A 22,167-nucleotide genomic window follows, 5' to 3' on the forward strand; every position below is an offset into this window, starting at 1 on the left:
TACACGGGGCGTGTGTCGAGAAGACGGTAGGTGGCCGGAAGCCGACGCTGAAGTGTACGTTTCATCCACTCCCCATTCCACGAATGGATGGACCGTCCATGCCGGACTCCCCCGCCGGGCCGCCGACCCCGCCCATCCCCCTGGCCGAGCTGCTGGCCAGGGAGGAACTCGGGCTGCGCCGGATCGCCGGTCCGGACCGCGCGGATCTGCTGTGGGTGCACACCTCGGAGATGGCCGACCCGTACCCCTACCTGCTCGGCGGCGAGCTGCTGCTGAGCGCCGGGGTGCTGCTCACCGACCCGGACACGTACGTGGCCCGACTGGTGGAGGCGGGGGCGGCGGCGCTCGGTTTCGGGGTGGCGCCGGTGCACGACACGGTGCCCGCGGCTCTGGTGGAGGCTTGCGACCGGCACGGCCTGCCGCTGCTGGAAGTACCCCCGGAGACCCCCTTCACGGCGATCGCGCGGGCGGTGTGGCGGCTGATGGCGGAGGCCCGCCACCGTGAGCTGCGCCGGGTGACCCGCGCCCAGCAGGCCCTGGCGACGGCAGCCGCCCGGCCCGACCCGGTGCCCGCGGTGCTCCACCAGCTCGCCGTACAGCTGGAGGGCCGGGTGGTGCTGCTCACGAGGGAGGGCGCGGAGCTGCACACGGCGGGCGGCCATCCGCCGCCGGAGGAGCGGGCGGCCCTGGCCCAGCTGTCCCGGGTGGTCTCCTCCGGCCGGCGGGCCTCCCCCGCTTCCGCGACCGACACCCTGAACGACACGCAGCTCGCCGCCTACGCGCTGAGCGGCGGCCAGGGGCTGGCCCTGGCCCTGGCGACCCGCCGGCGCGATCCCGGCGACCACACCGTCGCCGGGATCGCCGTCGTCCTGCTCGCCCTGCTGACCGCCCCGCACCAGGGCGCGGACGCGGCGGGCCGTTCGGCGGCGCTCGTACGGATGCTGCTGGGCGCGCCCCCGCAGGAGGCGGCCCCGCTCCTCTCGGAGGACGGCGCACCATGGACGGTGGTCCATGCCCGCCGCACGGACGGCGCGGTTCCCGACCCGCTCACCGCCGGGGCACTCGGCGCGTCGCTGGGCTCCGCCCTGGTCGACGCGAACGGCGAAACGGTACGGGTCCTGCTCACCGGCCACCGCGGGGCGACGGCGCAGCCGGGCTGGATCCTCGGCGCGTCCGCCCCCTCCCCCGCCACGGCCCTGCCCACCGCCGACACCGAGGCGGCCCGCGCCCTGGGCCGCGCGGAGGCCACCCGCTCCCCGCTGGCCACACACCGTGCCGGTACCGGAGGTCTGGCCGCCCTGGTGCCCGCCGACCGCGCCGAGGCCCACGCCCGCACCCTCCTGGCCCCGCTCACCGCACCCCTCGCCGAGACGCTGCGGTGCTGGCTGAGCCTGCACGGCAGCTGGGACCGGACGGCCGTGGCCCTGCGGATCCACCGCAACACGGTCCGCCAGCGCATCGCACGCTGCGCGGAGCTGCTGGACGCGGACCTGGACGACATGGACGTACGCGCGGAGCTCTGGCTGGTGCTGCGCTGACGCACGCCGCCACCGCCGGGCAGCCCTAACCCCCGTACACCGCTTGCGACTCCGCGAGGGTGTCCGCGAAGTCACGGGCGAGGACGCGGGATTCGTCGGGGGTGAGGGTCGCGGTGGTGACGCGCACGCCGGGCGGGGACGCGATACGGAAACGGGTGCCCGCCGCGGTCCACCAGCCGCGTGTGCGAAGCCCGTTGACGACGGCGGACTCGTCCCGGACGGGCACCCACACGTTGAGGCCGCTCACACCGTGGGAGGAGATGCCGTGCTGCTCCAGCGCGGTGCTCAGGGCGTCCCGGCGGGTGGTGTACGTGCGGGCGGCCCCGGCCACCAGCCGGGTCACCGCCGGGTCGGTCAGGAGGTCCGCCACGGTCGTCTGCAGGATGTGGCTGACCCATCCGGAGGTCAGCAGCATCCGGCCGTCGTGGCGCGCGAGTGTGGCGGGGTCGCAGGCGAGGGCGGCCCAGCGCAGATCGATGCCCAGGTGCTTGGACACGGTGCGCACCTGCGCCCAGCGGGGCAGTGCGCCGGAGGTGAGGCTCACCGCGGCCGCGCCGGCGATGTCCGCGTTGTGGTCGTCCTCGACGACCAGAACATCGGGGAAGTCGCGGAGCACGGAGAGGAGTTCGTCCCTGCGCCCGACGGTGAAGCGCGCGCCGAGCGGGCTCTGGGCGCGGGGGCTGCACACCAGCGCGCGTGCCCCCGCGCGCAGAGCCGCCCGCAGCGCCTCGGGGCGGATGCCCTCGTCGTCGACCGCCACCGGCAGCATGCGCAGCGCGAGCGCCGGGACGAGGTCGAGGAGGTGGTGGAAGCCGGGATCCTCCACGGCCACGGCGTCGCCGGGCTTGAGCTCGGTGGAGAGCAGCCGGGCGATGCAGTCCAGCGCCCCATGGGCGAAGGTCACCGACCCGGTGGGCACGCCGTCGCGGGCGAACCAGTCGCGGGCCGCCTCCTCGAGTGCGGCGAGCCTCGGCGCGGCCCGGTGCGATCCGGGCACTGGCTCCACGCGCGCGGGCGGGTTCAGCACCGGAAGGCAGGCGGGGTCGGGGTGCCCGCCCGCCAGGTCACGCAGTCCGGACGGCACCCGTGGAGGGCGTCGCGAGGTGACGACGGGAGCGGACGCCACCACCGTGCCGCCGCGCCCCAGGGTCATCACCACCCCGCGCCCGCGCAGCTCCTTGTAGGCGGCCGCCACCGTGCCGGCGCTCACGCCCAGTTCCTCGGCGAGCCGGCGCACCGGGGGCAGCGAGGAGCCCGGGCGGAGCGTGCCGTCGGCCACGCGGCTTTCGACGGAGGCGGAAATCTCTCTGGCCGTACCACCCGTGATCCCATATTGTTCTGCCACAGAGGCAAGTTTGTACCGATACAAAATGCATGTCAAGGGGGATCCTGATGCAGCCGACACCGAGCCGCGTGCCGTTCGTCCGGCGCCTGGCCGTTCCGGGTGGCAGGGACGGCCGGCTGATGCTGGTGGTCGCGATCATCGACAAGGTCGGCACCGGCCTGTGGATGGGCGTGGCGACGCTCTACTTCGTCTACGTCACGCATCTGTCGGTGTCTCAGATCGGCCTGCTGCTGGGGGTGTCCGGCATCCTCGGCATCGCCGGACCCCCGCTCGCCGGGCGGCTGGCCGACCGCTTCCCCGTCACCCGCCTCCTGGTCGCCGCCCAACTGGTCCGGGGTGCGGCCCTGGTGGCGTTGCTGACCACGCACGACTTCGGGCTGCTGGTCGTGTACTCGGCGCTGGGCGCGCTGCCCGACCGTGCGTCGAGCGTGCTGACCAAGCTGTTCGCCGCACGCGTGGCCGGCCCGCAGCGCGTCCGCTACCAGGCGATCCAGCGCACCGCGGTGAACATCGGATGGGCCGTCGGCGGTACGGGAGCCGCCGCCGTGCTCACGGTCGGAACCGTCCTCGCCTACCAGGTACTGCTGCTCGCCAACGCCGCGTCCTACCTGGCCATGGCGGTCCTGACGCTCCGGTGCACGGAGCCGCCCGCCCCCAGCCGTGTCGTCGCCGGACCCGGTGGCGCCGCCGGCGGGAAGACCCTTCCGGTCGCGCGCCCCGAGGGAGTGACGCCCTGGCGCGACCGCCGCTACCTCGCTTTCACCGGTACGGAGGTCTGGCTGTTCCTCGACGACAGCGTGCTCCAGGTCGGATTCCCGCTGTGGATCGTCCACGCCACCAGCGCCCCGGTCGGGCTGGCACCGCTCGTCCTCGTCCTCAACAGCGTTCTGGTGATAGCGCTCCAGGTCCCCCTGTCCCGCTTCGGGGAGACCCGCGCAGCGGCCCGTCGCCTGCTCGTCCCGATCAGTGCCGTGTTCCTGACGGGAGGAGTGGCGCTCGCGGCCTCGGCCGGAGGCGGCCCCTGGTTCGCCACCGGCGCCGTCGTCGTCGCGGCCGTCGCCTTCACCCTGGCGGAGATCCTGCACTCCCTCTCCTCCTGGGAACTCTCCGTCGCCCTCGCGCCCCCTGAGGCGCAGGGCGCCTACCTCGGGGTGCACGGCCTGGCCCAGTCGGCGCAGCGCAGCCTGGGGCCCGTCGTCGTCGGGGCCGCGGTGAGCGCCGGCCCGCTGGCCTGGCCGGTGCTCGGCGCCACCCTGGCGCTGGCCTGCCTGGCCCAGCACCGGCTGGTCCGGCCGACGGCCGCCCCGGACGCGGAGACCGCTCCACCGGAGGCCGGGAGCGGCGGGTCGGCCGAAGCCGCCCCGGACGCCCCCGAGGTGCAGCCTCGGCCGAGTACCGCGAAGCCTGCGGGAGTACGGCAGTCCGACGGCTCCTGACGCCCTTGTCCGCGAGGGGGACCGGGCCCGTTGTCGGTGGCACCTGACAAGATCGCCCGTATGACCAGCAGCACCGGAACTCCCGTCCCGCTCCCGGCCAATCACCGCATCTCGGAGACGTACGCCGACTGGGCGCGCAGTCAGGGACCGGGTGTCGAAGCGGACGCCCGCGACACGCTGGAACGGGCGGGCAGCAGCCGGCACCGGTCCTGGGAGAAGCCCGGCCGGTTCATCGACGACGCGGAGCGCCTGGCCCGGGGCCTGCCGGCCGCCCATCTGCCCTGGTTCTGGGACACCATCGGCCACTGGATGCTGGAGACGCACCGCCGCTCGGCCGGCCGTGCCTACGGGCAGGCACGTGCCGCCGAACGCACCCACGGGCTGCCGGTCGATCCCGACTGGCGGCGGGCGAATCTGCTGCTGTTCGCCCGGTTCGGCGCCCTGCCTGCCACCGAAATCGGCGGAGCGGCGGCCTGGTTGGCCGATGTCCTCGAACCGGCCGACGCGCACCACGAGTTCGTCCGCCTGCTGACCGCCTGGGCCGCGTCACCCGGCGAACTTCCCGCCGACCTGGCCCGCCGGGTCCGGGACTCGGCCCGGGTGGCCGGTCTCGGCACCGAGGAGGAGGCCCGGGTGCTGGGAGGGCTGCTGGCCGCGGCCCGCGGCAAGGCCGTACCCGACCGGCTGCTCGACGCGGCCGTCGGCCCGCTCACCGCGCACCCGCCCGCCGACGAGCAGGCCACCGCACTCCTCGACCTGTTCCCCGAGTCGAAGAACGACGCGGCGGCCTGGCTGCGGCTGCTCATCGCGTGCGGCGCCGCCGACGCGGCCGCGGCCGGACGGATCGTCCCGGAGGGCGGCCTCGGGGACTGGCTGCGCCGTTACGCCGCCGGTTACTCCCACCGCACGGTCGGCGGCGGCGGGGTGACCCGTCAGCCCATGCCCGCGGAACTCTTCGACCTGGTCGGCCGGTTCGCCCCGCTGCTGCGCGCGGGCGGCAGCCCGGTCCGGCTGCACGAGGACCGCTACCGCTGGCCGCATCTGGACGCCGACCTGCTCGATCTCTGCCTCGCCGAGGGCATACCCGTCCACGACCCCGGTGCTGCGATCGGCCTGGAGTTCTGGGGTGACGGCTCCCGGCGCGACCTCGTGGCGCTCGCCGCGGACCCGGTGTTCGGGCCCCGGCTGGAAGGCACCGTGCATGCCGGGCTCCGCACCCGCGGCGGCACCGCCATCAGCCGGCTCCCCCACAACCCGGGCATCACCGCCGAGGTGCACGCCCGCGTCGAGAAGCTGCTCGACGCCCTGCGCGGCGGGGGGCTCGCCGCCGCGGACGAGGCCGTCGACGAGTTGCACGGCCTTCTGGACCGGCCCACCGCCATCGCTCTGGACGGCATCGAGGAGGCCCTGGACGCCCTCGATCTCACGGGCCCGCTGGCCCGCGCCCTGCGGGCCGGACTGCCCGAGGAACTGGGCTGGCCTGCGCTGGATCAAGCCCTGGCCGCGTTCCGGCCCGACGAGACCGTGCACGTCACCTGCACCTGGCCGGTGCTCACCGTCTACGGGGAGACCCGCGCCCTGGCCGTCGACCACGCCGGACTGCGCGGCGACCACACCCTGGAACTGCCCGAAGGCGCACTGGGCCACACGGTGTACTGGGTCGGCGGCCGGTTCCTCGTCGCCTGGAACGAGGAGCACAAGGACAACTTCCCCGGCATCGCCTACTGGTCCGACCGCCCCGACGAGACCTTCGAACCCGAGCAGACGTACGGGCTGCGCCCCTACGGCGGCAGCATCCAGGGCGGCCTCGGCTACCAGTTCGAAACCCCGGACGGTGGCGGCCGGTTCGACGGCGAGCGCGTCCTGCGGGCGGGCGGCCGTGAGGGCATCGGCCATCGCGACTACCAGATGAGCGACGGCCGCTCCTTCTGGAGCGCCGCGGTGTTCAGTGAGGACCACGGCGGCTGGAGCCGCACCGACCGGGCCACCGGTGTTCCCCTCGCCGACCGCGCCCTGCCGGCCTTCCACGACCCCGCCGGATCCCCGCCCGGCACGAAGCCCTTCCCCGACCACCGGATCCTCGCCGCGCTGCCGCCCGGCGCCCCGCCCTCCCCGCTCGGCCAGGACGGCGCACTCACCGGCTGCCGGGTCGACCACCGCACGCCGTACGCGGGGCCGTCGCCCCGCGAGTTCGTGCTCCGGTCCGTCGACGGCCGTACCGCCTCCTACCGCAGCCGCAACTGGGGCCGCCGCCCGTGGGGCATCCTCGCCCTGCCGCTCGACGGCGAGGACGCCGTCCTGGCCGGCGGGACCACGATCCGCTGCCACGCCGCCGACGACAACTCGCTGCTCTGGCAGGTCCAGGGCTTCCCCGGCAGCCGGAACAGCTCCCGGGGACGCGCCACTCTGGGCGAGTCGGCCGGGCCGGTTCCGCCGCCCGCCTTCTGGCACTTCCTCACCCCGCGCGACGAGCCCTCGTCCCACGCCCTGCGGACGGTCACGGACACCGCCGTACGCGAACTGCTGCGCCCCGGCACCGGGACCGACCTGCCCGGAGTGAGCGACCCCCGGGTCCGGGACGGCGTGGACCGTGCCGCCCGGCTCGCCGCCGACGTCCTGCGCCGCCGCCTGGAGCTGTCCCACCGGGTCGCCGTCATGCGCGCCGGGCCGGTCGTCGACCTGCCCGACCCGGCACCGGACACCCGGCTCGTCCCGGCCCTCCACGGCCTGCTGCCCCAGCTGCGCGGCTACGAGGAACGGCAGCCGCAGCCGCAGCCCGCCCTCCTCACCTCGGTCGCCGCCGACGGCCGCTACCTGCGCGGCGAGATCGACGACGAGGTGCGGGTGCTCGCCCTGCCCGCGCCGCCGTCCGAGTGGGCGGTGCTGACCGGCCGGATCGATGCCGTGGCCTGGCGGACCGTTGTCGCGGCCACCCCCGACGAGCAGCGACAGGCACTCGCGGCGCTGCTCGGCGTGTGGAGCCGGCAGCCGTTCGCGGAGGCCGGGGGCTCCTGGCGGACCGGCCGTGCTCCCGAGCAGCGGATCGCCGGACTCCGCGCGGACGGCTCCCTCGTGGCCTCCGGGCCGGTCCGGAGCGGCCTCGCCCCCTTCCTCCAGCGAGCCGCCGATCCGCTGCCCGCAGACGCCGAGGAGTGCGCCACGCACACCGTCGCCGCGGACGACGCCGCCAGGCTCCCCCGTCTGCTGGCCCTGCTCGCCGAGCAGGGCCCGCTGCCGGTGCCCGAGGAGGCCGTGGACCTGTTCCGCTGGCGCACCGGGGTACCGCGCCCGATCGCGGCCCTGGTCCTCGACGGATTCGCCGGCAGCGACGACTACGGCGTACACCGCAAGCTGCTCCGCGCCAAGCCGTACAAGGCTGACCGGACCACCTCGTACGCGTACGACGAGTTCCTGCGGCGGCTCGGCCCGGCCGGCAGGCGCACCGTGCTCGCGGCCGCTGTACCCGGCGACCCGGCGGAGCTCTGGGCCCCCGGCGGGACGACCGCGGCCGCGGAGCGCATGGCCGCCGTCTGGGCCGAGTTGCTCGGTTCGGCCCCGTACACCGACGACGGCAGCCATGCCTCAGCCCTCGCCGCGGACCACGGCCTCCCGGAGACCTGGGCCGCGGCGCTGCTCACCGGCCGCGTCGAGGTGCCTCTGGACGCCGACGGGATCCGGGCCGCCGCCACCGCCATCGCGTGGGCCCTCGCCGAGCGCCCGGTCGCAGACCCTGCGGCCCAGGGCGCCCGCGCTCTGATCGACGGGCTCGCGGACGCCCCCGCCGGGCTCCTCACAGCCCTGCGCGCACTGGCGGACCGGTCCGCCGCCACTCCCGTCCCGCCCGGCCAGTACGAGGCCAACCCGCTGTTCGGTGCCCCGGACCTGGTGGACGAGGTGGCGGCGGCCCTCGGTGTCAGCCGTGACGCGGCCGCGCTCCACCTCCAGGTGCACGCCTTCGACCGCCCGGCCGACCGCACCGTACGCCGCTGGAACTCCTGGTCCCTCGACCATCACCGCGCCGTCCGAAAGGAGTTGACCGCCGCGAAGGCTCCGCGCCCGGCACCCGCCACGCCGGCGGAAGCCCCTGCTGCGGTCCTGCCGCCCGCGCACGAGCGGTTCGCCCGCGCCTGGGCACAGGGGGCGGCACGTCCCAGGACGAAGGCATGACGCCGCTGCTGTCAGCCGACCGCCGACCCGTGGGGACGGGCCGGGACGTCACCGATCGGCGCAGGCGTGAGGGCCATCCTCACGAGCGTGCCCGAGTCGTTGATCAGCAGCTCCGGCACATGGTCCTCGTAGAACCGGATCTGTCCGATCACACCCTCGGTCCCGCAGTGGTGGGCCAGCCGCTCCAGGAGCGCGTCCAGATCGGGCAGGAGCTCGGCATGCACCTCCTGCCGCACGGTCAGTGACCAGCCGTCGCCGGTTCGGGCGATCTCTCCCACCAGGAGCCCGCCGATGCGCATCGCCGGCCCGCGTTCGGCGAGCAGCGGCACCAGGCCGTCCGGCTCGTCGTCCCGCCCGTCCGGATGCGTCCCGAGGTGCCGGCGGAGATCGTCCATCACGGCGCCCGGCACGGAGGCCCGGAGGTCCAGTGCGAGATCCACTGCGTACATGTCACCCATGCACGCAGCCTAAGGGGCCCCTCGGACGCGCGGGCCGGCCGAAAAGGCGAGGCGTGGGCGGAGAACACTTGTGAGGATGAGGGCACTTCGACCCAGGAGGCCTGGACGCCATGCCCGGTACCGTCACGTTGATCCGGTCCGCCCAGCTGTCCGACGTCGCCGAGTACGCCTACGCGGCCACGGCGCCCGCCGGCGCACGTCCGGTCTTCCTCGCCGGGGCGTGCCCGCTGAACGAGGACGGCTCGACGGCGGCCGTCGGTGACTGCGCGGGCCAGGCGGCGAAGGCGTTCGAGAACATGCGGACCGCTCTCGCGGCCGCGGGCGCCTCCCTGGAGGACGTCATCAGTACGCGGGTGCTCGTCGCGTCCACGCGGCGGGAGGACCTGGTGGCCGCCTGGCAGGTGGTCCGGGCGGCGCTCGGAGAGCATGACGCCCCGAGCACGTTGCTGGGCGTCACCGTGCTCGGCTACGCCGACCAGCTCGTGGAGATCGAAGCCGTCGCAGCGGTGCTCGACTCCTGACGCGGCGCCCGGTGCCGCGCCCGCCCTCCGTCACCACTCCCGGGTGGCGATCAGCTCCTCCACGTCCGCGTCCGCGAACCCGTACGCCGTCGCGATGCACCAGAAGTCCTCGGCTATCTCCTCGCGGGCCACGGTCTCGATCTCGCTGCCGGCTGCCTCGAACTCCGCTTCCAGAGCGTTGAACTCGTCGGTCGCCGCCGTCGTCAGCACGTACAGCGCCGCCAGGTCGGCGGGGCGCTCGGCCTCGATCCGTTCGCAGAGCCGGACCAGGACGGCCCTGCCCTTGTCCACGATGCGGTCGGGGAAGTACCCGTCCTCGTAGAGCCCCCGCAGGAACGCGTACTGCGTCATGCGCTGGTTCGTGATCGCCACGGCGATCCCCCCGTCCACTCGGTGATCCGTCGTCCCGATGCTGCACCACACCACTGACAACACCGGGCGGAATGTATCCGCCGTGTATGCCCGCCTCCTTGAATCGCCGTGTCACCCGACGACAAGGGGAGAACCATGCACAGGAATGTTCGCCGGTCGCTGATCACCATGAGCGCCGTCGCGGCCGCCGTGTTCACCGTTCCGGCCGCTGTCGCGGCGCCGGTCGTTGACGCGGCGGAGGCCGCCGTGGCCGCGCGGCCCGCCTTCAAGATGCCCTTCGAGTGCAACCAGACGTGGCTCGGCAGCAACTGGTCGGGGCACAGTCCCGCGCACGCGATCGACTGGAACCACTACGACGCGAACGGCACCCCTGACGACGAGGGCCGCCGGGTGTTCGCCAGTGCCGGCGGCACGGTGCTCGAATCGTATTACTCGACGGGCGCCGGATACGGGAACACGATAGTCATCGGTCACGGGGGCGGCTGGCAGACGCGGTACGCCCATCTGAAGACTCGTTCGGTGGCCGCGGGCGCCACGGTGAACGTGGGCCAGCTGATCGGCGAGGTCGGCAACACGTCCGCCCTCTACGACCTGTCCCCGCACCTGCACTACGAGCAGAAGCTCAACGGAGCGGTCGTCGTCGCGGTCGTCCAGGGCGTCACGTGGAGCGACTACCTCAAGCGCAACCAGGTCAGCAACAACAGATGCTGACGCACCGCCGGGTGCCGACGGGAGGACGGGCCGGCACCCGGTGACCCCTGTGCCAGGTGCGGGTGGGACGGCGGTTGCACCCGCACCTGTTCTCCGTCGGCGCCGCTCAGCGCATCGAGCGGAGTTTCGCGTCCACCCGTCCGGCCTCGTCGGACAGGCCCAGGCGGCGCCAGGTCGCGAGGGAGCGGTGGAAGTAGTGCCGCGCGGTCTGCTTGCGGCCGGTCGCGTCGTGCAACTCGCCCAGCAGGCCGGCCACCCGGGCCTCGGCGCGGCGGTCCCCGAGCTGCTGCTGCACGGCGAGTGCCCCGATCAGCAGCGCCGACGCCTCGCCGGCATCCCCCTGCCGCAGGCACAGTTCCGCGATGCTCTGCTGCACGTAGGCGGCGCAGTGCAGGTCGGCCAGCTCGTCGAAGATGCCGAGGGCCCGCTCCAGTTCGCCACGCGCCGACTGCGGTTCGCCACGCAGCTCGTGCAGCACGGCGACCCTGCGGCGCACCTGTGCCTCGCGGTGCCGGTCCCCGTCGGCACGGGACAGCTCCAGGGCCCCGCTCAGCCAGCCGGCCGCGGTCTCCGGGTCCTTGCGCTCCAGCCAGACGGAGGCGATCGCGTTGCGTGCCACCGCCTCGCCGTGCCGGTCGCCGGCCGCGGCGAAGTCCTGGAGCGCGGCGGTGAACGTCGCGAGCGCGGTGCCGAGATCACCCACGACCCGGTGGACCGAGCCGGCCCCCACCGCGGCGACCGCTTCCCCCGTCGGGTGACCGAGCTCGGCGAACAGCGCCCTGGCCCGGTCGAAGGAGGCGAGCGCGTCGGGGTACCGGTCCTGGTAGAGATGCAGCTGGCCGAGGTTGCGCAGCAGGGCCGCCGCCCTGAGGTCGTCGTGGTGCGGCATCGCGTCGAGCACGAGCCGGTGGGTCCGCAGCCAGTCCCCGTAGTAGCCCCGCATGTCGAAGAAGCCGGCGAGTTCGATCGCGAGGTCGGCGGCCCGGTCCGTCCGCCCGAGCCGCACGGCCGCGTCGACGGCGGCGACGAGGTTGCGGTGCTCGCTCTCGAACCAGTCCACGGGCCGGGCGCGCACCGTGGAGACGACAGCGTGCGCCGGTCCGTCCGGTAGGCCCCGCTCGTCGGGCTCGCCCAGCACGCCGAGGAAGCGGGTGGGCATGGCGGCGTTGGCGGAGCGGGAGAGGGCGGTGAGCGCGTCGATGACCCGCAGGCGCCGCCGCAGCCGTAACTCCTGGTTGTCCGTCAGGGCGATCTCCCGGGCGTAGGACCGCAGCAGGTCGTGCATGCGGTACCGGTTCAGACCGAGATGGTCCCTGCCCACGACTTCGACGAGGTGTTCGTCGAGCAGGGTCGCCAGACCTCCCGACGCCTCGCTGTCGCACCCCGTCGCCACGGCGACGAGCCAGCCCGGGACCGCGTCGTCGGGCAGGTCACCGAACGTGCGGAAGGCATGAGCGGCGGGCTCGGGCAGATGGCGGTAGCTGAGTTCGGCGCCGGCCCGCACCTCCAGCTCACCCCCGGAGCCGACCGCCCCGAGGCGGCCGCGCTCGTCGCGCAGCGAGTCGGCCAGCGTGCCGACACTCCAGCCGGGCCGGTTCACGAGCCGGGCGGCCGCGATCCGTACCGCCAGCGGCAGTGATCCGCACTCTGCGAGGACACGGTCGGCGTCGGCCCCCTCCCTGCGCAGCCGGTCCGCGCCGACGATGGCCCCGAACAGGGCACGGGCGTCGTCGTGCCGCATCAGCCCGAGCGGGCAGGCGTGCGCCGGCAGGCCGGGCATCCGGCGCCGCGAGCTGACCAGCACCGCCGAGCCGCCGGTTCCCGGGAGCAGCGGGCTCACCTGCGCGCCGTCCAGGGCGTCGTCGAGCACGATGAGGAAGCGCCGCTGGGCGAGACGGGACCGGAACATCGCGGCGCGTTCGCCCGGTTCCCCGGGTATCGCGCTGTCGATGACGCCCAGGCCACGCAGCATCTCGGCCAGGACGTCCGCCGCCTCACGGGGGCACTCGCTCGTTCCGGCCAGGTCGACGAAGAGCTGCCCGTCGGGGAACGCGCCACGCACCCGGTGGGCGACATGCACGGCCAGCGTGGACTTCCCGGCACCCGGCGGCCCCGACACCGCCGCGACCACGGGCTGCCGGCCGGCGGTGGACAGTAACTCCTCCAGGTCGGCGACCTCGACGGCGCGGCCGGTGAAGTCGGGGATGTCCATCGGGAGTTGGCAGACGGGAGCGGGCACTGCTGCCCGGCGGCGGCCGGTGTAGCCGTTGACCTCGGCGCCGATGGCCCGCAGCGGTTCGCTCGGCCCGATCCCGAGCTCGGCGGCGATCACGTGCTCCGCCTCGGCGTACGCGGACCTCGCCTCGGCGCTGCGGCCCGCGTCGTTCAGCGCGTGCACGAGCATCCGCCACAGGTCCTCCCGCAGAGGGCTCTCGGTCAGCCGGGACCGCAGGCCGGAGACCAGGTGGGCGTAGTCCCCGAGGCGGAGCCGCAGCTCCAGGCACTCGTCGGCCGCGAGCGAGCGCAGCCCCTCCAGGCGCGTGACGGCGGGGTCCCACACCACGCTGGAGGCGACGTCCTGGAGCACCCCGCCGCGCCACAGCCCCAGGGCCGATTCGTAGGCGCGCAGGGCTGCGGCGTCCTCACCGCGCTCGCGGGCGGCACGGGCCGCCGCGAGCTGCTGCTCGAAGAGCAGCATGTCCACCTGTCCGGGTGCGACGTCCAGCGAGTAGCCGGAGGGCTCGGTACGCAGTCCGTCGACTGCCTCGGTGGGCAGCCGCAGCCGTAGCGCCCTGACATACGTGCGCACGTTGGCGAGCGCGGACCGCGGTGCGCCACCGGGCCACAGAACCTCCGTCAGCAGGTCCAGCGAGACGAAGCCGTTCGGCTGGAGCAGCAGAGTCGCCAGTACGGCGCGGGGCTTGGCTCCGCCGATCCGTACCGGGACACCGTGCGCCTTCACCTGGAGCGGCCCCAGGACTCCGAATGTCGGCTCCCCCACCGCAGGCCTCCGCGCTCTCGGCAACTGCGGTGCAGCGTAACGATGTTCGAAGCTCTCCAGACGAAATCCGGGTGACGACTCCCACCCGGCTCACGGCTCACTGCACGCGGGCGGATGCCCGGCGGCGGCTCTCCTCGTCCTCGCTGTCCTCGTCCTCGTCCTCGTCCGGGACATGGACGTCGAAGACGTTGATGTTGATCTCGACGACTTCCAGACCGGTCATCGTCTCCACCGCGTCCGTCACATGAGTCCTGACCTGCTCGGCGAGCTCATGGATCGCGACGCCGTACTCCACCTCGATGTCGACGTCGATCGCCGTCTGCTTCTCCCCCACTTCCACCTTGACGGCGCGTCCGTGTCCGGACGACCCGGACACCCGCCCGGTGACGGCACCCAGGGCCTTCGCCGCCCCCCGGCCGACCGAATGCACTCCGTCGGTCTCCCGGATGGCGATTCCGGCGATGGTGGCCACCACGTTGTCGGCGATGGTGGTCCTGCCGCGCCCGGCCTGGCCCCCACTCCTGTCTGTCGTTGAACTCCCGCCCAGGGACTCGACATCAGCCATGACTGCCTCACAGAGGGTTGTGGCGACGAGGCGGCTCTCGTCCTCGCCGGCTCCTTTTTCACTGTGCGCCCGACCGTCGCCCGCCGCCATTTGGGTGTACGCAGCGCTCGGCGTCAGCACTCTCTGCTACGAGCCGGAGGAGGAGGCGCGGGCGTGCTGAGCATCACCCTGGACAGCCGCGGTGACTGCCGGGTAACTTTTAACCGGACTGAGCAAGCGCTTAGCCACCGACCGAAGCCGATGCTGAAGCTGACACAGGAGGCACCCCGTGCGCCGTACGGTTTACAACGAGGACCACGAGGCGTTCCGGGAGACCATCCGCGCCTTCATCGCAGCCGAGGTCGTCCCCGTCTACGACGAGTGGTTCGCCGCGGGTCAGGCGCCGCGCGAGTTCTACCTCAAGCTCGGCGAGCTGGGTGTCTTCGGCATCGAGGTGGACGAGGAGTACGGCGGCGCCGGCATCGAATCGCACAAGTACGAGGCCGTGATCTACGAGGAGACCGCCCGCGCCGGTGTCTCCTTCGGCGGCTCAGGTGTGCACACCCTGCTCGGCCTGCCGTACATCAAGATGCTCGCCAGCAGCGAGCAGAAGAAGCGCTGGCTGCCGAAGTTCGCCACCGGCGAGGAGATGTGGGCCCTCGCGATGACCGAGCCGGGCACCGGTTCCGACGTCGCGGGCATGAAGACCACCGCCAAGCTCTCCGAGGACGGCACCCACTACGTCCTCAACGGCTCCAAGACCTTCATCACCGGTGGCGTGCACGCCGACCGTGTGATCGTGTGCGCCCGCACGTCCGCGCCCCGCGAGGACGACCGCCGCTTCGGTATCTCCCTGTTCGCCGTGGACACCAAGTCGGCGGGCTACTCGGTCGGCCGCAAGCTGGACAAGCTCGGCCTGAGGGTCTCCGACACCGCCGAGCTCGCCTTCGTCGACGTCAAGGTGCCCGTCGAGGATCTGCTCGGCGAGGAGAACAAGGGCTTCGGCTACCTCGGCACCAACCTGGCGTCCGAGCGCTGGGGCATTGCCTTCGGCGCCTACGCGCAGGCCGCTGCCGCTGTCCGGTTCGCCAAGGAGTACGTGAAGGACCGCACGGTCTTCGGCAAGACCGTCGCCTCGTTCCAGAACACCAAGTTCGAGCTGGCCGCCTGCCAGGCCGAGGTGGACGCCGCCCAGGCCGTCGCCGACCGTGCGCTGGAGGCCCTCGACGCCGGCGAGCTGACCGCCGCCGAGGCCGCCTCCGCGAAGCTGTTCTGCACCGAGGTCGCGCACCGCGTGATCGACCGCTGCCTCCAGCTGCACGGCGGCTACGGCTTCATGAACGAGTACCCGATCGCCCGCCTGTACGCGGACAACAGGGTCAACCGCATCTACGGCGGCACCAGCGAGGTCATGAAGTCGATCATCGCCAAGTCCATGGGCCTGTAAGAGCGGCTACGTTCTCCTCCATGAGCGCAGCACTTGAATCCCTGCTCGATCTGCTCGACCTGGAGCAGATCGAGCAGGACATCTTCCGGGGCATGAGCCGCAGCGCGGTCGTGCCCCGGGTCTTCGGCGGCCAGGTCGCGGCACAGGCGCTGGTCGCCGCGGGCCGTACGGTCCCTGCGGACAGGTCCGCCCACTCCCTGCACGCGTACTTCCTGCGCCCCGGGGATCCGGGCGCACCGATCGTCTACACCGTGGACCGCATCCGTGACGGGCGGTCCTTCGCCACCCGCCGGGTCGTCGCGGTCCAGCACGGCAAGCCGATCTTCCACCTCTCGGCCTCCTTCCAGGCGTACGAGGAGGGCATGGACCACCAGGCGCCCATGCCGTCCGCCCCTGACCCGGAGACCCTGCCCACGGCCGCGCAGATGCTGCCCCGGTACGCGGACCGCTTCGCCGATCCGCTGATGGTGGACCGGCTGATCGAGGCGCGGGCCGCGGTCGACCTGCGGTACGTGGACGCCCCGCCGTTCGCCACGGCGGGCGAACCCCGCGAGCCGCGGTCCCAGGTGTGGTTCCGGACGCACGGCAAGCTGGCGGACGATCCCCTTCTGCACGTCTGCATGGCCACGTACGTCTCCGACATGACGCTGCTCGACTCGGTACTGCTCGCCCACGGGCGCGGCGGCTGGGCGGTCGGTGACGTGGTGGGGGCCAGCCTGGACCACGCGATGTGGTTCCACCGGCCCTTCCGCGCCGACGAATGGCTGCTGTACGACCAGGAGTCGCCGTCGGCCTCCGGCGGGCGCGGTCTCGGCCAAGCCCGGATCTACACGGCGGACGGACAGCTGGCCATCACGGTCATCCAGGAGGGCGTGGTCCGCGTCCCACGGGACTGAAGACCCGTATACGGACATACTCCCCACCATGAGTGACGAGAAGAACCATGGTGGGGAGTCCACGTTCACCGTCGTCGTCGCGGCCGCGGCCAACCTCGGTATCGCGGTGGCGAAGCTGGTGGCCGGCCTGATCAGCGGTTCGAGCGCGATGCTCTCGGAGGCCGCGCACTCGGTCGCCGACACCGTCACCGAGGTCATGCTCCTCACCGCGCTCAGGCGCAGCCGGAAACCGGCCGACGAGGAGCACCCGCTGGGCTACGGCCCCGAGCGGTACATCTGGGCGATGCTCGCCTCCGTCGCCACGTTCGTCGGCGGCGCGGTCTTCTCGCTCTACGACGGCATCCACACCCTGGTCCAGGGGGAGGACCTCGGCGACCCGCTCGTGTCCTACCTCGTGCTCGCCGTCGCCTTCCTGCTGGAGGGCTACTCGCTGCGTACGGGAGTCCGGCAGGTCCGGAGCGAGGCGGCCGGCCTCGGTATCCCCGCGCCCCGCTATCTGCGCCGTACCCCCGACACCGCGGTCAAGGCCGTCGTGATGGAGGACTCCGCCGCCCTGATCGGCCTCCTGCTGGCCGCCGGCGGTCTGCTGGGCGGTCAGCTCTCCGGATCGGGGATGTGGGACGGCATCGCGTCCGTGCTGATCGGCGTCCTCCTGGTGTACGTGGCCTGGGTGCTCTGCCGGTCCAACGCCCAGCTGCTGATCGGCCGGCCGGTGCCGGCGGCGATGCGGGCGGGGGTGCGGGAGGAGCTGCTCTCCGTGCCGCACATCATCGACGTGCTGGAGCTGACCACGCTCGTCCAGGGCCCGGACGAGGTGCTGATCGCGGCGAAGGTCGACTTCCGGGACGTGGCGAGTGCCGAGCAGGTCGAATGGGCCTGCGAGGAGGCGGACGAGCAGTTGCGGGAGCGGTATCCGTCGGTCCGCCGGGTCTATCTGGATCCGACGCCGGGCCTCGGTCAGCGGCGCCGGGCCCGGCGCGGTGCGGACGGGCCCTAGAGGCCCGCGAAGAACTCCCGCACGTCCTCGACCAGCAGCTCGGGCTGTTCCAGGGACAGGAAGTTGCCACCGCGTTCGAACTCGGTCCAGCGCACCACGTTGTGGTCGCGCTCGGCGTACCGGCGGATGGCGACGTCCGACGGCAGCGCGACGACGACCGCGGTCGGGACCGTACCGCGCTCCTTGGGCGCCCAGGCGCTCGGGTCGTGGGCCGTCTCGTAGTACAGGTGGGCGGAGGAACCCGCCGTACCCGTGTACCAGTACAGGCTGACGTTGGTCAGCAGCCGGTCCCGGTCCACCGCGTCCTCGGGCAGTTCCTTCGCGGTGTCGGTCCACTCCTTGAACTTCTCCACGATCCAGGCGAGCTGGCCGACCGGTGAGTCGTGCAGTCCGTAGGCCACCGTCTCGGGGCGGGTGGACTGGATGGCGTTGAAGCCCATCTTGTCGTCGCGGAACTGCTGCAGCCGCTCCAGCCGGGTCTGCTCGCCCTCGGTGAGGCCGGCGAAGTCCGCGGGGTCGTCGGACGGGAAGGTGACCAGGCCGTTCACGTGGATGCCGGCCACGTGGTCGGGGGCGATCCGGCCCATCTCACCGGCGATCCAGGCGCCGCCGCCGTTGCCCTGGACGCCGTACCGCTCGTAGCCGAGGCGGGCCATGAGGGTCGTGAACGCGGCGGCGATGCGGCCGGTGTTCCAGCCGGGCGAGGACAGCGGCCCGGAGAAGCCGACGCCCGGCGTCGACGTGACGACGACGTGGAAGTCGCGCGACAGCGGCTCGATGACGTCGGTGAACTGGACGAACGATCCCGGCCAGTCGTGGATCAGCAGCAGCGGGGTGGCGTCGGCCCTGTCCGAGCGGACGTGCGCGAAGTGAATGGTCTGGCCGTCGATCTCGGTGAGGTACTGCGGGAACTCGTTCAGCCGGGTCTCGGCCTTGTGCCAGTCGAACCCCTCCGCCCAGTACTCGGCGAGCCCCTTCAGATAGTCGGCGGGTACGCCGCGCGACCAGCCCTCGACGCCGGGCACCCCGGTGTTCCAGCGGGTGCGGGAGAGGCGGTCGTGGAGGTCGTCGATCTCGGCCTGCGGGATCTCGACCCGGAAGGGCCGGACGGCGTCGGCGTGGGCGTTCGAGCTGGTGCTGCTGGTGCTGTTCTCCATGAGCAGAATTCTAGGATTCCAATAGGAAGAATTCGTTCCTATTGGGGCCTCACGGTGGGGGCATGTTGGAAACCTCCGCCCGTCTGCTGCGGCTCCTGTCCCTGCTCCAGTCACCCCGCGAGTGGCCCGGCACCGAACTCGCCGAACGGCTCGGCGTGAGCGGCCGGACGGTGCGCAACGACATCGAGCGGTTGCGCACGCTCGGCTACCCGGTGGACGCCACCCGCGGATCGGCCGGCGGTTACCGGCTGGCGGCGGGCAGCGCGATGCCGCCGCTGCTCCTGGAGGACGACGAGGCCGTCGCGGTCACCATCGCGGTCCGCAACGTCGCCGGGAGTTCGATGGCCGGCATGGAGGAGACCTCGCTCCAGGCGCTCGCCAAGCTGGAGCAGGTGCTGCCGCCCCGGCTGCGCCGCCGGGTGCGGGCGCTGCAGCAGTACACCGTGCCGGTGCCCGCCGACCGGCCCGCTCCGGCCGTCGACACGGACGTCCTGATGACGCTGACGGCCGCCTGCCGCGACCACGAGCGTCTGCGCCTGGACTACCGCGACCACGCGGGGGCGTCGACGCGCCGGCTGGTCGAGCCCCAACGCGTCGTGAACTGGGGCCGCCGCTGGTACCTGGTCGCCTGGGACGTCGACCGGGACGACTGGCGCACCTTCCGCGCGGACCGGATAACCCCGCGCACCCCGTCCGGCCCGCGCTTCGCGCCGCGCGAGGACCCCGAAGGCAATGCGGCGGCCTACGTCGCGGGCAAGGCGTCCGCCGCGGCCTGGCGCCACCGCGCCCGGGTGACGGTGCACGCACCCGCCGCCGCGGTGCTCGAGCGGATCAATCCCGCGGTGGGTTCCGTGGAGGCGGTCGACGCGGAGACCTGCGTCCTGGACACCGGGGCCGACTCACTGGACACGCTCGCCGTCCATCTGGGCATGCTCGGACACGACTTCACGGTGACGGAGCCGGCCGAGCTGGTCGAGCACCTGCGGGAGCTCGCGGCCCGCTACACCAGGTCGACGGAGCCGAGCAGCCCGGCCGCGTCCAGCAGGTAGTCCGTCATCGGGTCGTAGAACCGCGGGTCGGTGACGTGGTCGTCCAGCGGGACGGTGACCTGGAGGGTGCCCTCGGCCTCGCCCAGGAAGAGCGCCGGGTCGTTGGAGTCCGCGTACCCGACGGAGTCGAGCCCGCGCTGTCCCGCGCACCCGGCCCATCCGTGGTCGGCCACGACCAGGTCCGGCTGCGGCCGGCCCTCGCGCTCCAGTCCGTCCAGGATCGCGGCCATCGGCGCCGGGGAGTGCGTGTGCCACAGGGTCGCACCGCGTTCCAGGACGGCCACGTCCGCGAACTGGAAGACCATGCCCTCGTCCGCCATGAGTCCCCCGGGGATCCTCACGATCTCGCAGCCGGCGGCCCGCAGGGCCGCCGCGGTCTGCCGGTGCACATCGAGGAGCCCGCCCGGGTGCCCGGTCGCGAAGAGGACCCGCTCCCCGCCCGCGGCCGCCTTCCGCAGCCGGGCCGCCATCCGGTCCAGGGCGTCGACGGTGAGCTCCGGGTCGATGGTGTCCTGGCCCTGCCGGTGCTCCGGGTCGTCGCTGACCCCGCATCGCTCGGCCATCACGGCCAGCACGTCCTGCTCGTCGCGCCACCGGTCGCCGAGCTCGAGCCCCAGCCAGTAGTGGCGGTCGCCGTTGGCGAGTTTGCGGTAGTGGGAGAGGTTGTTGTCGCGGGGGGTGGCTACGTCGCCCGCGATACGCGTACGGACGAGGTGCTCGACGAGGGCGGCGCGGCTGGGTATCGGCATGAACCCATTGTGCCGTCAGGAACGCGCTGTGTGCCGGGCGTCTTGCACCGCGGAATCCCTGCGGCGCCCACCCGCCCGCGCACCGGTACCGCGCAGGGACACCGCGGGCGCCGGGCGGCCCTTTCCCGGCTCACACCGCGGCGGCCCGGGACGCGGGCGTCGGCACCGCGGCGGCACGGGCCCCACCGCGGCCGGCCATCCGGCAGCCGAGACAGCCGGGGTGGCCGTGGCGGGCGGCGGTGTCCCGGGACCGCCAGTCCTGTGCGCCCGCGGGGCGCGGCCCCGCCGCCTTGCCCCATCCCGCGAGATGGAGTGCCCAGCAGATCAGCGCCGCCAGCACGACGACGACGGCGCCGAGCCACAGAATCGCGGCGGACGCGGTGATGAGGCCCGCTCCCAGTACCGCGCTCCCCAGGACTCCGACCGCCGTACCGGTCCAGCCGGCCACGGTGTGGCCCAGGTCGTGGTCACCATGTGCACTCACGTCGGCTCCTCAGGGTGTGATAGTTCAGCGACCGGCACTCCGTCCGGGACCAATAGCTTACGAACTAAGTTACTTAGACACTAAGGGGAATCTCCGTGGACGGCAAGAAGCGCCCGGAGGCGACGGCCGACCAGGCGCTGCAGGCGATGGACCGGATGATCGCGCTCGCACAGTTCGGGCAGCACGACATCGCCGGGCGCCTCGGCCTCAACACCACCGACCTGACCTGCCTCGGTTTCGTGATGGAGGCCGCTCTGGCCGGGGCGCCGCTGAGCGCCGGCGACCTCGCCGAGCGGGCGCGGCTGACCACCGGCGGGGTGACCGGCGTACTCAACCGGCTGGAGAAGGCCGGATACGCCCGGCGCCTGCCCGACCCGGGCGACCGGCGCCGGGTGCACGTGGTGATGGACGAATCGGCGCAGGAGCGCATCCTCGCGGTGTACGGCCCGTTCTACGCCCGCCTGGGTTCCCTCTTCGCCGACTACGGGCCGAGCGAGATCGCCGTACTGACCGACTGGTTCGGCCGGGCGCGGGACGCCATGCAGGAGTCCCTCGACGAGATCAGGGCCGGCGAGGACCGAAGCGGCACCTGACCGGCCCCGCGATCAGGAGGCCGCGGCCTCGAACGCACCGCGCGCCAGCCGGTGCAGCAGGGCCGCCGTGGCCTCGCGGCCCGGGAGTGCCTCGGGGCGGGCGAGGTGGGGGGTGGAGTTCAGCAGGCCGAAGACCGCGTGCACGGTGACACGGGCCTCGTTCTCCGCGAGGTCCGGGTACAGGGCGCGGACGACCTCGACCCACACCTCCACGTACTGCCGCTGGAGCTGGCGCACCCGCTTGCGGTCCGTGTCGCGCAGCCGGTCCAGCTCGCGGTCGTGGAGGGTGATCAGGGGGCGGTCGTCCAGGGCGAAGTCGATGTGCCCCTCGATGAGCGCGTCCAGGAGGTCCCGGGGCGAGCTGCCCGACGAGGCCGCGTCCTCGGTGACGCGCAGCCTGCCGCCGGCGAGCAGACGCTCGCTGATGCCGACCAGCAGCTCGGCGAGCATCGCGTCCTTGCCGGGGAAGTGGCGGTAGAGGCCGGGGCCGCTGATGCCGACCGCCGCCCCTATCTCGTCGACGCCGACGCCGTGGAAACCACGCTCGGCGAAGAGGCGCGCAGCCTCCCTGAGGATCTGCTCGCGGCGGGTGGGAGCCGCGACACGGGAGACGGCACGGGCAGCGGTGCGGTCAGCGGCATTGGTGCTCATGGAGATTCATTCTAGACAGGCGCGTTAGCGCTCGTTAACCTGAACGCAATG

The 22,167-nt window shown here is 73.1% G+C and carries 19 protein-coding genes; 10 read left to right on the plus strand and 9 right to left on the minus strand.

Annotated elements, in window-relative coordinates; all coding sequences use genetic code 11:
• Positions 1 to 98 precede the first annotated feature (98 nt).
• On the plus strand, positions 99 to 1,538 hold the full coding sequence (locus ACFQ6X_RS18050) for a PucR family transcriptional regulator (RefSeq protein WP_383182528.1): 1,440 nt from the start codon (positions 99 to 101) through the stop codon (positions 1,536 to 1,538).
• Between the two features lie 25 nt (positions 1,539 to 1,563).
• Here ACFQ6X_RS18050 and ACFQ6X_RS18055 read toward each other — a convergent pair whose 3' ends face one another.
• Complete coding sequence (locus ACFQ6X_RS18055) at positions 1,564 to 2,883, minus strand: GntR family transcriptional regulator (protein ID WP_383182530.1); 1,320 nt, start codon at positions 2,881 to 2,883, stop codon at positions 1,564 to 1,566.
• 47 nt (positions 2,884 to 2,930) lie between these two features.
• On the opposite strand from ACFQ6X_RS18055, the gene ACFQ6X_RS18060 reads away from it, so the two are divergent.
• Both ACFQ6X_RS18060 and ACFQ6X_RS18065 read left to right on the plus strand, forming a co-directional pair.
• Positions 2,931 to 4,319 (plus strand): MFS transporter, encoded by a 1,389-nt coding sequence (locus ACFQ6X_RS18060; RefSeq protein WP_383182532.1) that lies wholly within the window; start codon positions 2,931 to 2,933, stop codon positions 4,317 to 4,319.
• Between the two features lie 60 nt (positions 4,320 to 4,379).
• Positions 4,380 to 8,486, plus strand: coding sequence for a hypothetical protein (locus tag ACFQ6X_RS18065; RefSeq protein ID WP_383182533.1), 4,107 nt, complete (start codon positions 4,380 to 4,382; stop codon positions 8,484 to 8,486).
• Positions 8,487 to 8,497: 11 nt separating this feature from the next.
• Here ACFQ6X_RS18065 and ACFQ6X_RS18070 read toward each other — a convergent pair whose 3' ends face one another.
• Entirely contained in the window at positions 8,498 to 8,944 is a 447-nt protein-coding gene (locus ACFQ6X_RS18070) for a hypothetical protein (RefSeq protein WP_383182535.1), read from the minus strand.
• A 110-nt stretch (positions 8,945 to 9,054) separates the two neighbouring features.
• Here ACFQ6X_RS18070 and ACFQ6X_RS18075 point away from each other — a divergent pair, with 110 nt between their 5' ends.
• Positions 9,055 to 9,465 (plus strand): RidA family protein, encoded by a 411-nt coding sequence (locus ACFQ6X_RS18075; RefSeq protein WP_383182537.1) that lies wholly within the window; start codon positions 9,055 to 9,057, stop codon positions 9,463 to 9,465.
• Positions 9,466 to 9,495: 30 nt separating this feature from the next.
• Here ACFQ6X_RS18075 and ACFQ6X_RS18080 read toward each other — a convergent pair whose 3' ends face one another.
• Positions 9,496 to 9,837, minus strand: a complete 342-nt coding sequence (locus ACFQ6X_RS18080; protein WP_383182539.1) for a DUF5713 family protein — start codon at positions 9,835 to 9,837, stop codon at positions 9,496 to 9,498.
• Between the two features lie 135 nt (positions 9,838 to 9,972).
• Here ACFQ6X_RS18080 and ACFQ6X_RS18085 point away from each other — a divergent pair, with 135 nt between their 5' ends.
• Positions 9,973 to 10,548 (plus strand): M23 family metallopeptidase, encoded by a 576-nt coding sequence (locus ACFQ6X_RS18085; RefSeq protein ID WP_383182541.1) that lies wholly within the window; start codon positions 9,973 to 9,975, stop codon positions 10,546 to 10,548.
• Between the two features lie 106 nt (positions 10,549 to 10,654).
• Here the strand turns inward: ACFQ6X_RS18085 and ACFQ6X_RS18090 are convergent, their stop codons facing one another.
• Together ACFQ6X_RS18090 and ACFQ6X_RS18095 are read right to left on the minus strand one after the other, a co-directional pair.
• Positions 10,655 to 13,549, minus strand: a complete 2,895-nt coding sequence (locus ACFQ6X_RS18090; RefSeq protein ID WP_383182543.1) for a BTAD domain-containing putative transcriptional regulator — start codon at positions 13,547 to 13,549, stop codon at positions 10,655 to 10,657.
• Positions 13,550 to 13,646: 97 nt separating this feature from the next.
• Positions 13,647 to 14,114 carry an Asp23/Gls24 family envelope stress response protein gene (locus ACFQ6X_RS18095; RefSeq protein ID WP_383182545.1) on the minus strand — a complete coding sequence of 156 codons (468 nt, stop codon included), beginning with the start codon at positions 14,112 to 14,114 and terminating at the stop codon, positions 13,647 to 13,649.
• A 268-nt stretch (positions 14,115 to 14,382) separates the two neighbouring features.
• On the opposite strand from ACFQ6X_RS18095, the gene ACFQ6X_RS18100 reads away from it, so the two are divergent.
• From ACFQ6X_RS18100 to ACFQ6X_RS18110, 3 genes are read left to right on the plus strand one after another with little or no spacing between them, the layout of a single operon-like run.
• On the plus strand, positions 14,383 to 15,540 hold the full coding sequence (locus ACFQ6X_RS18100) for an acyl-CoA dehydrogenase family protein (RefSeq protein WP_383182547.1): 1,158 nt from the start codon (positions 14,383 to 14,385) through the stop codon (positions 15,538 to 15,540).
• Positions 15,541 to 15,560: 20 nt separating this feature from the next.
• Positions 15,561 to 16,436: an acyl-CoA thioesterase gene (locus ACFQ6X_RS18105; protein ID WP_383182549.1), complete on the plus strand. Its 876-nt coding sequence runs from the start codon at positions 15,561 to 15,563 to the stop codon at positions 16,434 to 16,436.
• Positions 16,437 to 16,464: 28 nt separating this feature from the next.
• Positions 16,465 to 17,433, plus strand: a complete 969-nt coding sequence (locus tag ACFQ6X_RS18110) for a cation diffusion facilitator family transporter (RefSeq protein WP_383182551.1) — start codon at positions 16,465 to 16,467, stop codon at positions 17,431 to 17,433.
• On the opposite strand, the gene ACFQ6X_RS18115 is transcribed toward ACFQ6X_RS18110, so the two are convergent.
• Positions 17,430 to 18,590 (minus strand): epoxide hydrolase family protein, encoded by a 1,161-nt coding sequence (locus ACFQ6X_RS18115; protein ID WP_383182553.1) that lies wholly within the window; start codon positions 18,588 to 18,590, stop codon positions 17,430 to 17,432. The genes ACFQ6X_RS18110 and ACFQ6X_RS18115 overlap by 4 nt on opposite strands.
• A 62-nt stretch (positions 18,591 to 18,652) precedes the next feature.
• Here ACFQ6X_RS18115 and ACFQ6X_RS18120 point away from each other — a divergent pair, with 62 nt between their 5' ends.
• Positions 18,653 to 19,639, plus strand: coding sequence for a helix-turn-helix transcriptional regulator (locus ACFQ6X_RS18120; protein WP_383182555.1), 987 nt, complete (start codon positions 18,653 to 18,655; stop codon positions 19,637 to 19,639).
• On the opposite strand, the gene ACFQ6X_RS18125 is transcribed toward ACFQ6X_RS18120, so the two are convergent.
• Both ACFQ6X_RS18125 and ACFQ6X_RS18130 read right to left on the minus strand, forming a co-directional pair.
• The gene (locus tag ACFQ6X_RS18125; RefSeq protein ID WP_383182557.1) at positions 19,591 to 20,388 is read right to left on the minus strand and encodes a phosphatase; all 798 of its coding nucleotides are present in this window, start codon (positions 20,386 to 20,388) and stop codon (positions 19,591 to 19,593) included. The two genes, ACFQ6X_RS18120 and ACFQ6X_RS18125, sit on opposite strands and share 49 nt — an antisense overlap.
• Positions 20,389 to 20,518: 130 nt before the next feature.
• A complete protein-coding gene (locus ACFQ6X_RS18130) occupies positions 20,519 to 20,872 on the minus strand; it encodes an HGxxPAAW family protein (protein ID WP_383182559.1) in 354 nt (117 codons plus the stop codon).
• A 95-nt stretch (positions 20,873 to 20,967) separates the two neighbouring features.
• On the opposite strand from ACFQ6X_RS18130, the gene ACFQ6X_RS18135 reads away from it, so the two are divergent.
• Complete coding sequence (locus tag ACFQ6X_RS18135; RefSeq protein ID WP_383182561.1) at positions 20,968 to 21,465, plus strand: MarR family winged helix-turn-helix transcriptional regulator; 498 nt, start codon at positions 20,968 to 20,970, stop codon at positions 21,463 to 21,465.
• Positions 21,466 to 21,477: 12 nt separating this feature from the next.
• Here ACFQ6X_RS18135 and ACFQ6X_RS18140 read toward each other — a convergent pair whose 3' ends face one another.
• On the minus strand, positions 21,478 to 22,116 hold the full coding sequence (locus tag ACFQ6X_RS18140) for a TetR/AcrR family transcriptional regulator (protein WP_383182563.1): 639 nt from the start codon (positions 22,114 to 22,116) through the stop codon (positions 21,478 to 21,480).
• Positions 22,117 to 22,167 lie beyond the last annotated feature (51 nt).

This window comes from Streptomyces sp. NPDC056452, assembly GCF_042796085.1.
Lineage (GTDB): Bacteria > Actinomycetota > Actinomycetes > Streptomycetales > Streptomycetaceae > Streptomyces.

Bases quoted from the DNA above. Each gene is read 5' to 3' on its own strand.
- ACFQ6X_RS18125 (WP_383182557.1), bottom strand. From the start codon at position 20,388: ATGCCGATACCCAGCCGCGCCGCCCTCGTCGAGCACCTCGTCCGTACG.
- ACFQ6X_RS18085 (WP_383182541.1), top strand. From the start codon at position 9,973: ATGCACAGGAATGTTCGCCGGTCGCTGATCACCATGAGCGCCGTCGCG.
- ACFQ6X_RS18050 (WP_383182528.1), top strand. From the start codon at position 99: ATGCCGGACTCCCCCGCCGGGCCGCCGACCCCGCCCATCCCCCTGGCC.
- ACFQ6X_RS18120 (WP_383182555.1), top strand. From the start codon at position 18,653: ATGTTGGAAACCTCCGCCCGTCTGCTGCGGCTCCTGTCCCTGCTCCAG.
- ACFQ6X_RS18065 (WP_383182533.1), top strand. From the start codon at position 4,380: ATGACCAGCAGCACCGGAACTCCCGTCCCGCTCCCGGCCAATCACCGC.
- ACFQ6X_RS18060 (WP_383182532.1), top strand. From the start codon at position 2,931: ATGCAGCCGACACCGAGCCGCGTGCCGTTCGTCCGGCGCCTGGCCGTT.
- ACFQ6X_RS18110 (WP_383182551.1), top strand. From the start codon at position 16,465: ATGAGTGACGAGAAGAACCATGGTGGGGAGTCCACGTTCACCGTCGTC.
- ACFQ6X_RS18140 (WP_383182563.1), bottom strand. From the start codon at position 22,116: ATGAGCACCAATGCCGCTGACCGCACCGCTGCCCGTGCCGTCTCCCGT.
- ACFQ6X_RS18070 (WP_383182535.1), bottom strand. From the start codon at position 8,944: ATGGGTGACATGTACGCAGTGGATCTCGCACTGGACCTCCGGGCCTCC.
- ACFQ6X_RS18105 (WP_383182549.1), top strand. From the start codon at position 15,561: ATGAGCGCAGCACTTGAATCCCTGCTCGATCTGCTCGACCTGGAGCAG.
- ACFQ6X_RS18095 (WP_383182545.1), bottom strand. From the start codon at position 14,114: ATGGCTGATGTCGAGTCCCTGGGCGGGAGTTCAACGACAGACAGGAGT.
- ACFQ6X_RS18115 (WP_383182553.1), bottom strand. From the start codon at position 18,590: ATGGAGAACAGCACCAGCAGCACCAGCTCGAACGCCCACGCCGACGCC.
- ACFQ6X_RS18075 (WP_383182537.1), top strand. From the start codon at position 9,055: ATGCCCGGTACCGTCACGTTGATCCGGTCCGCCCAGCTGTCCGACGTC.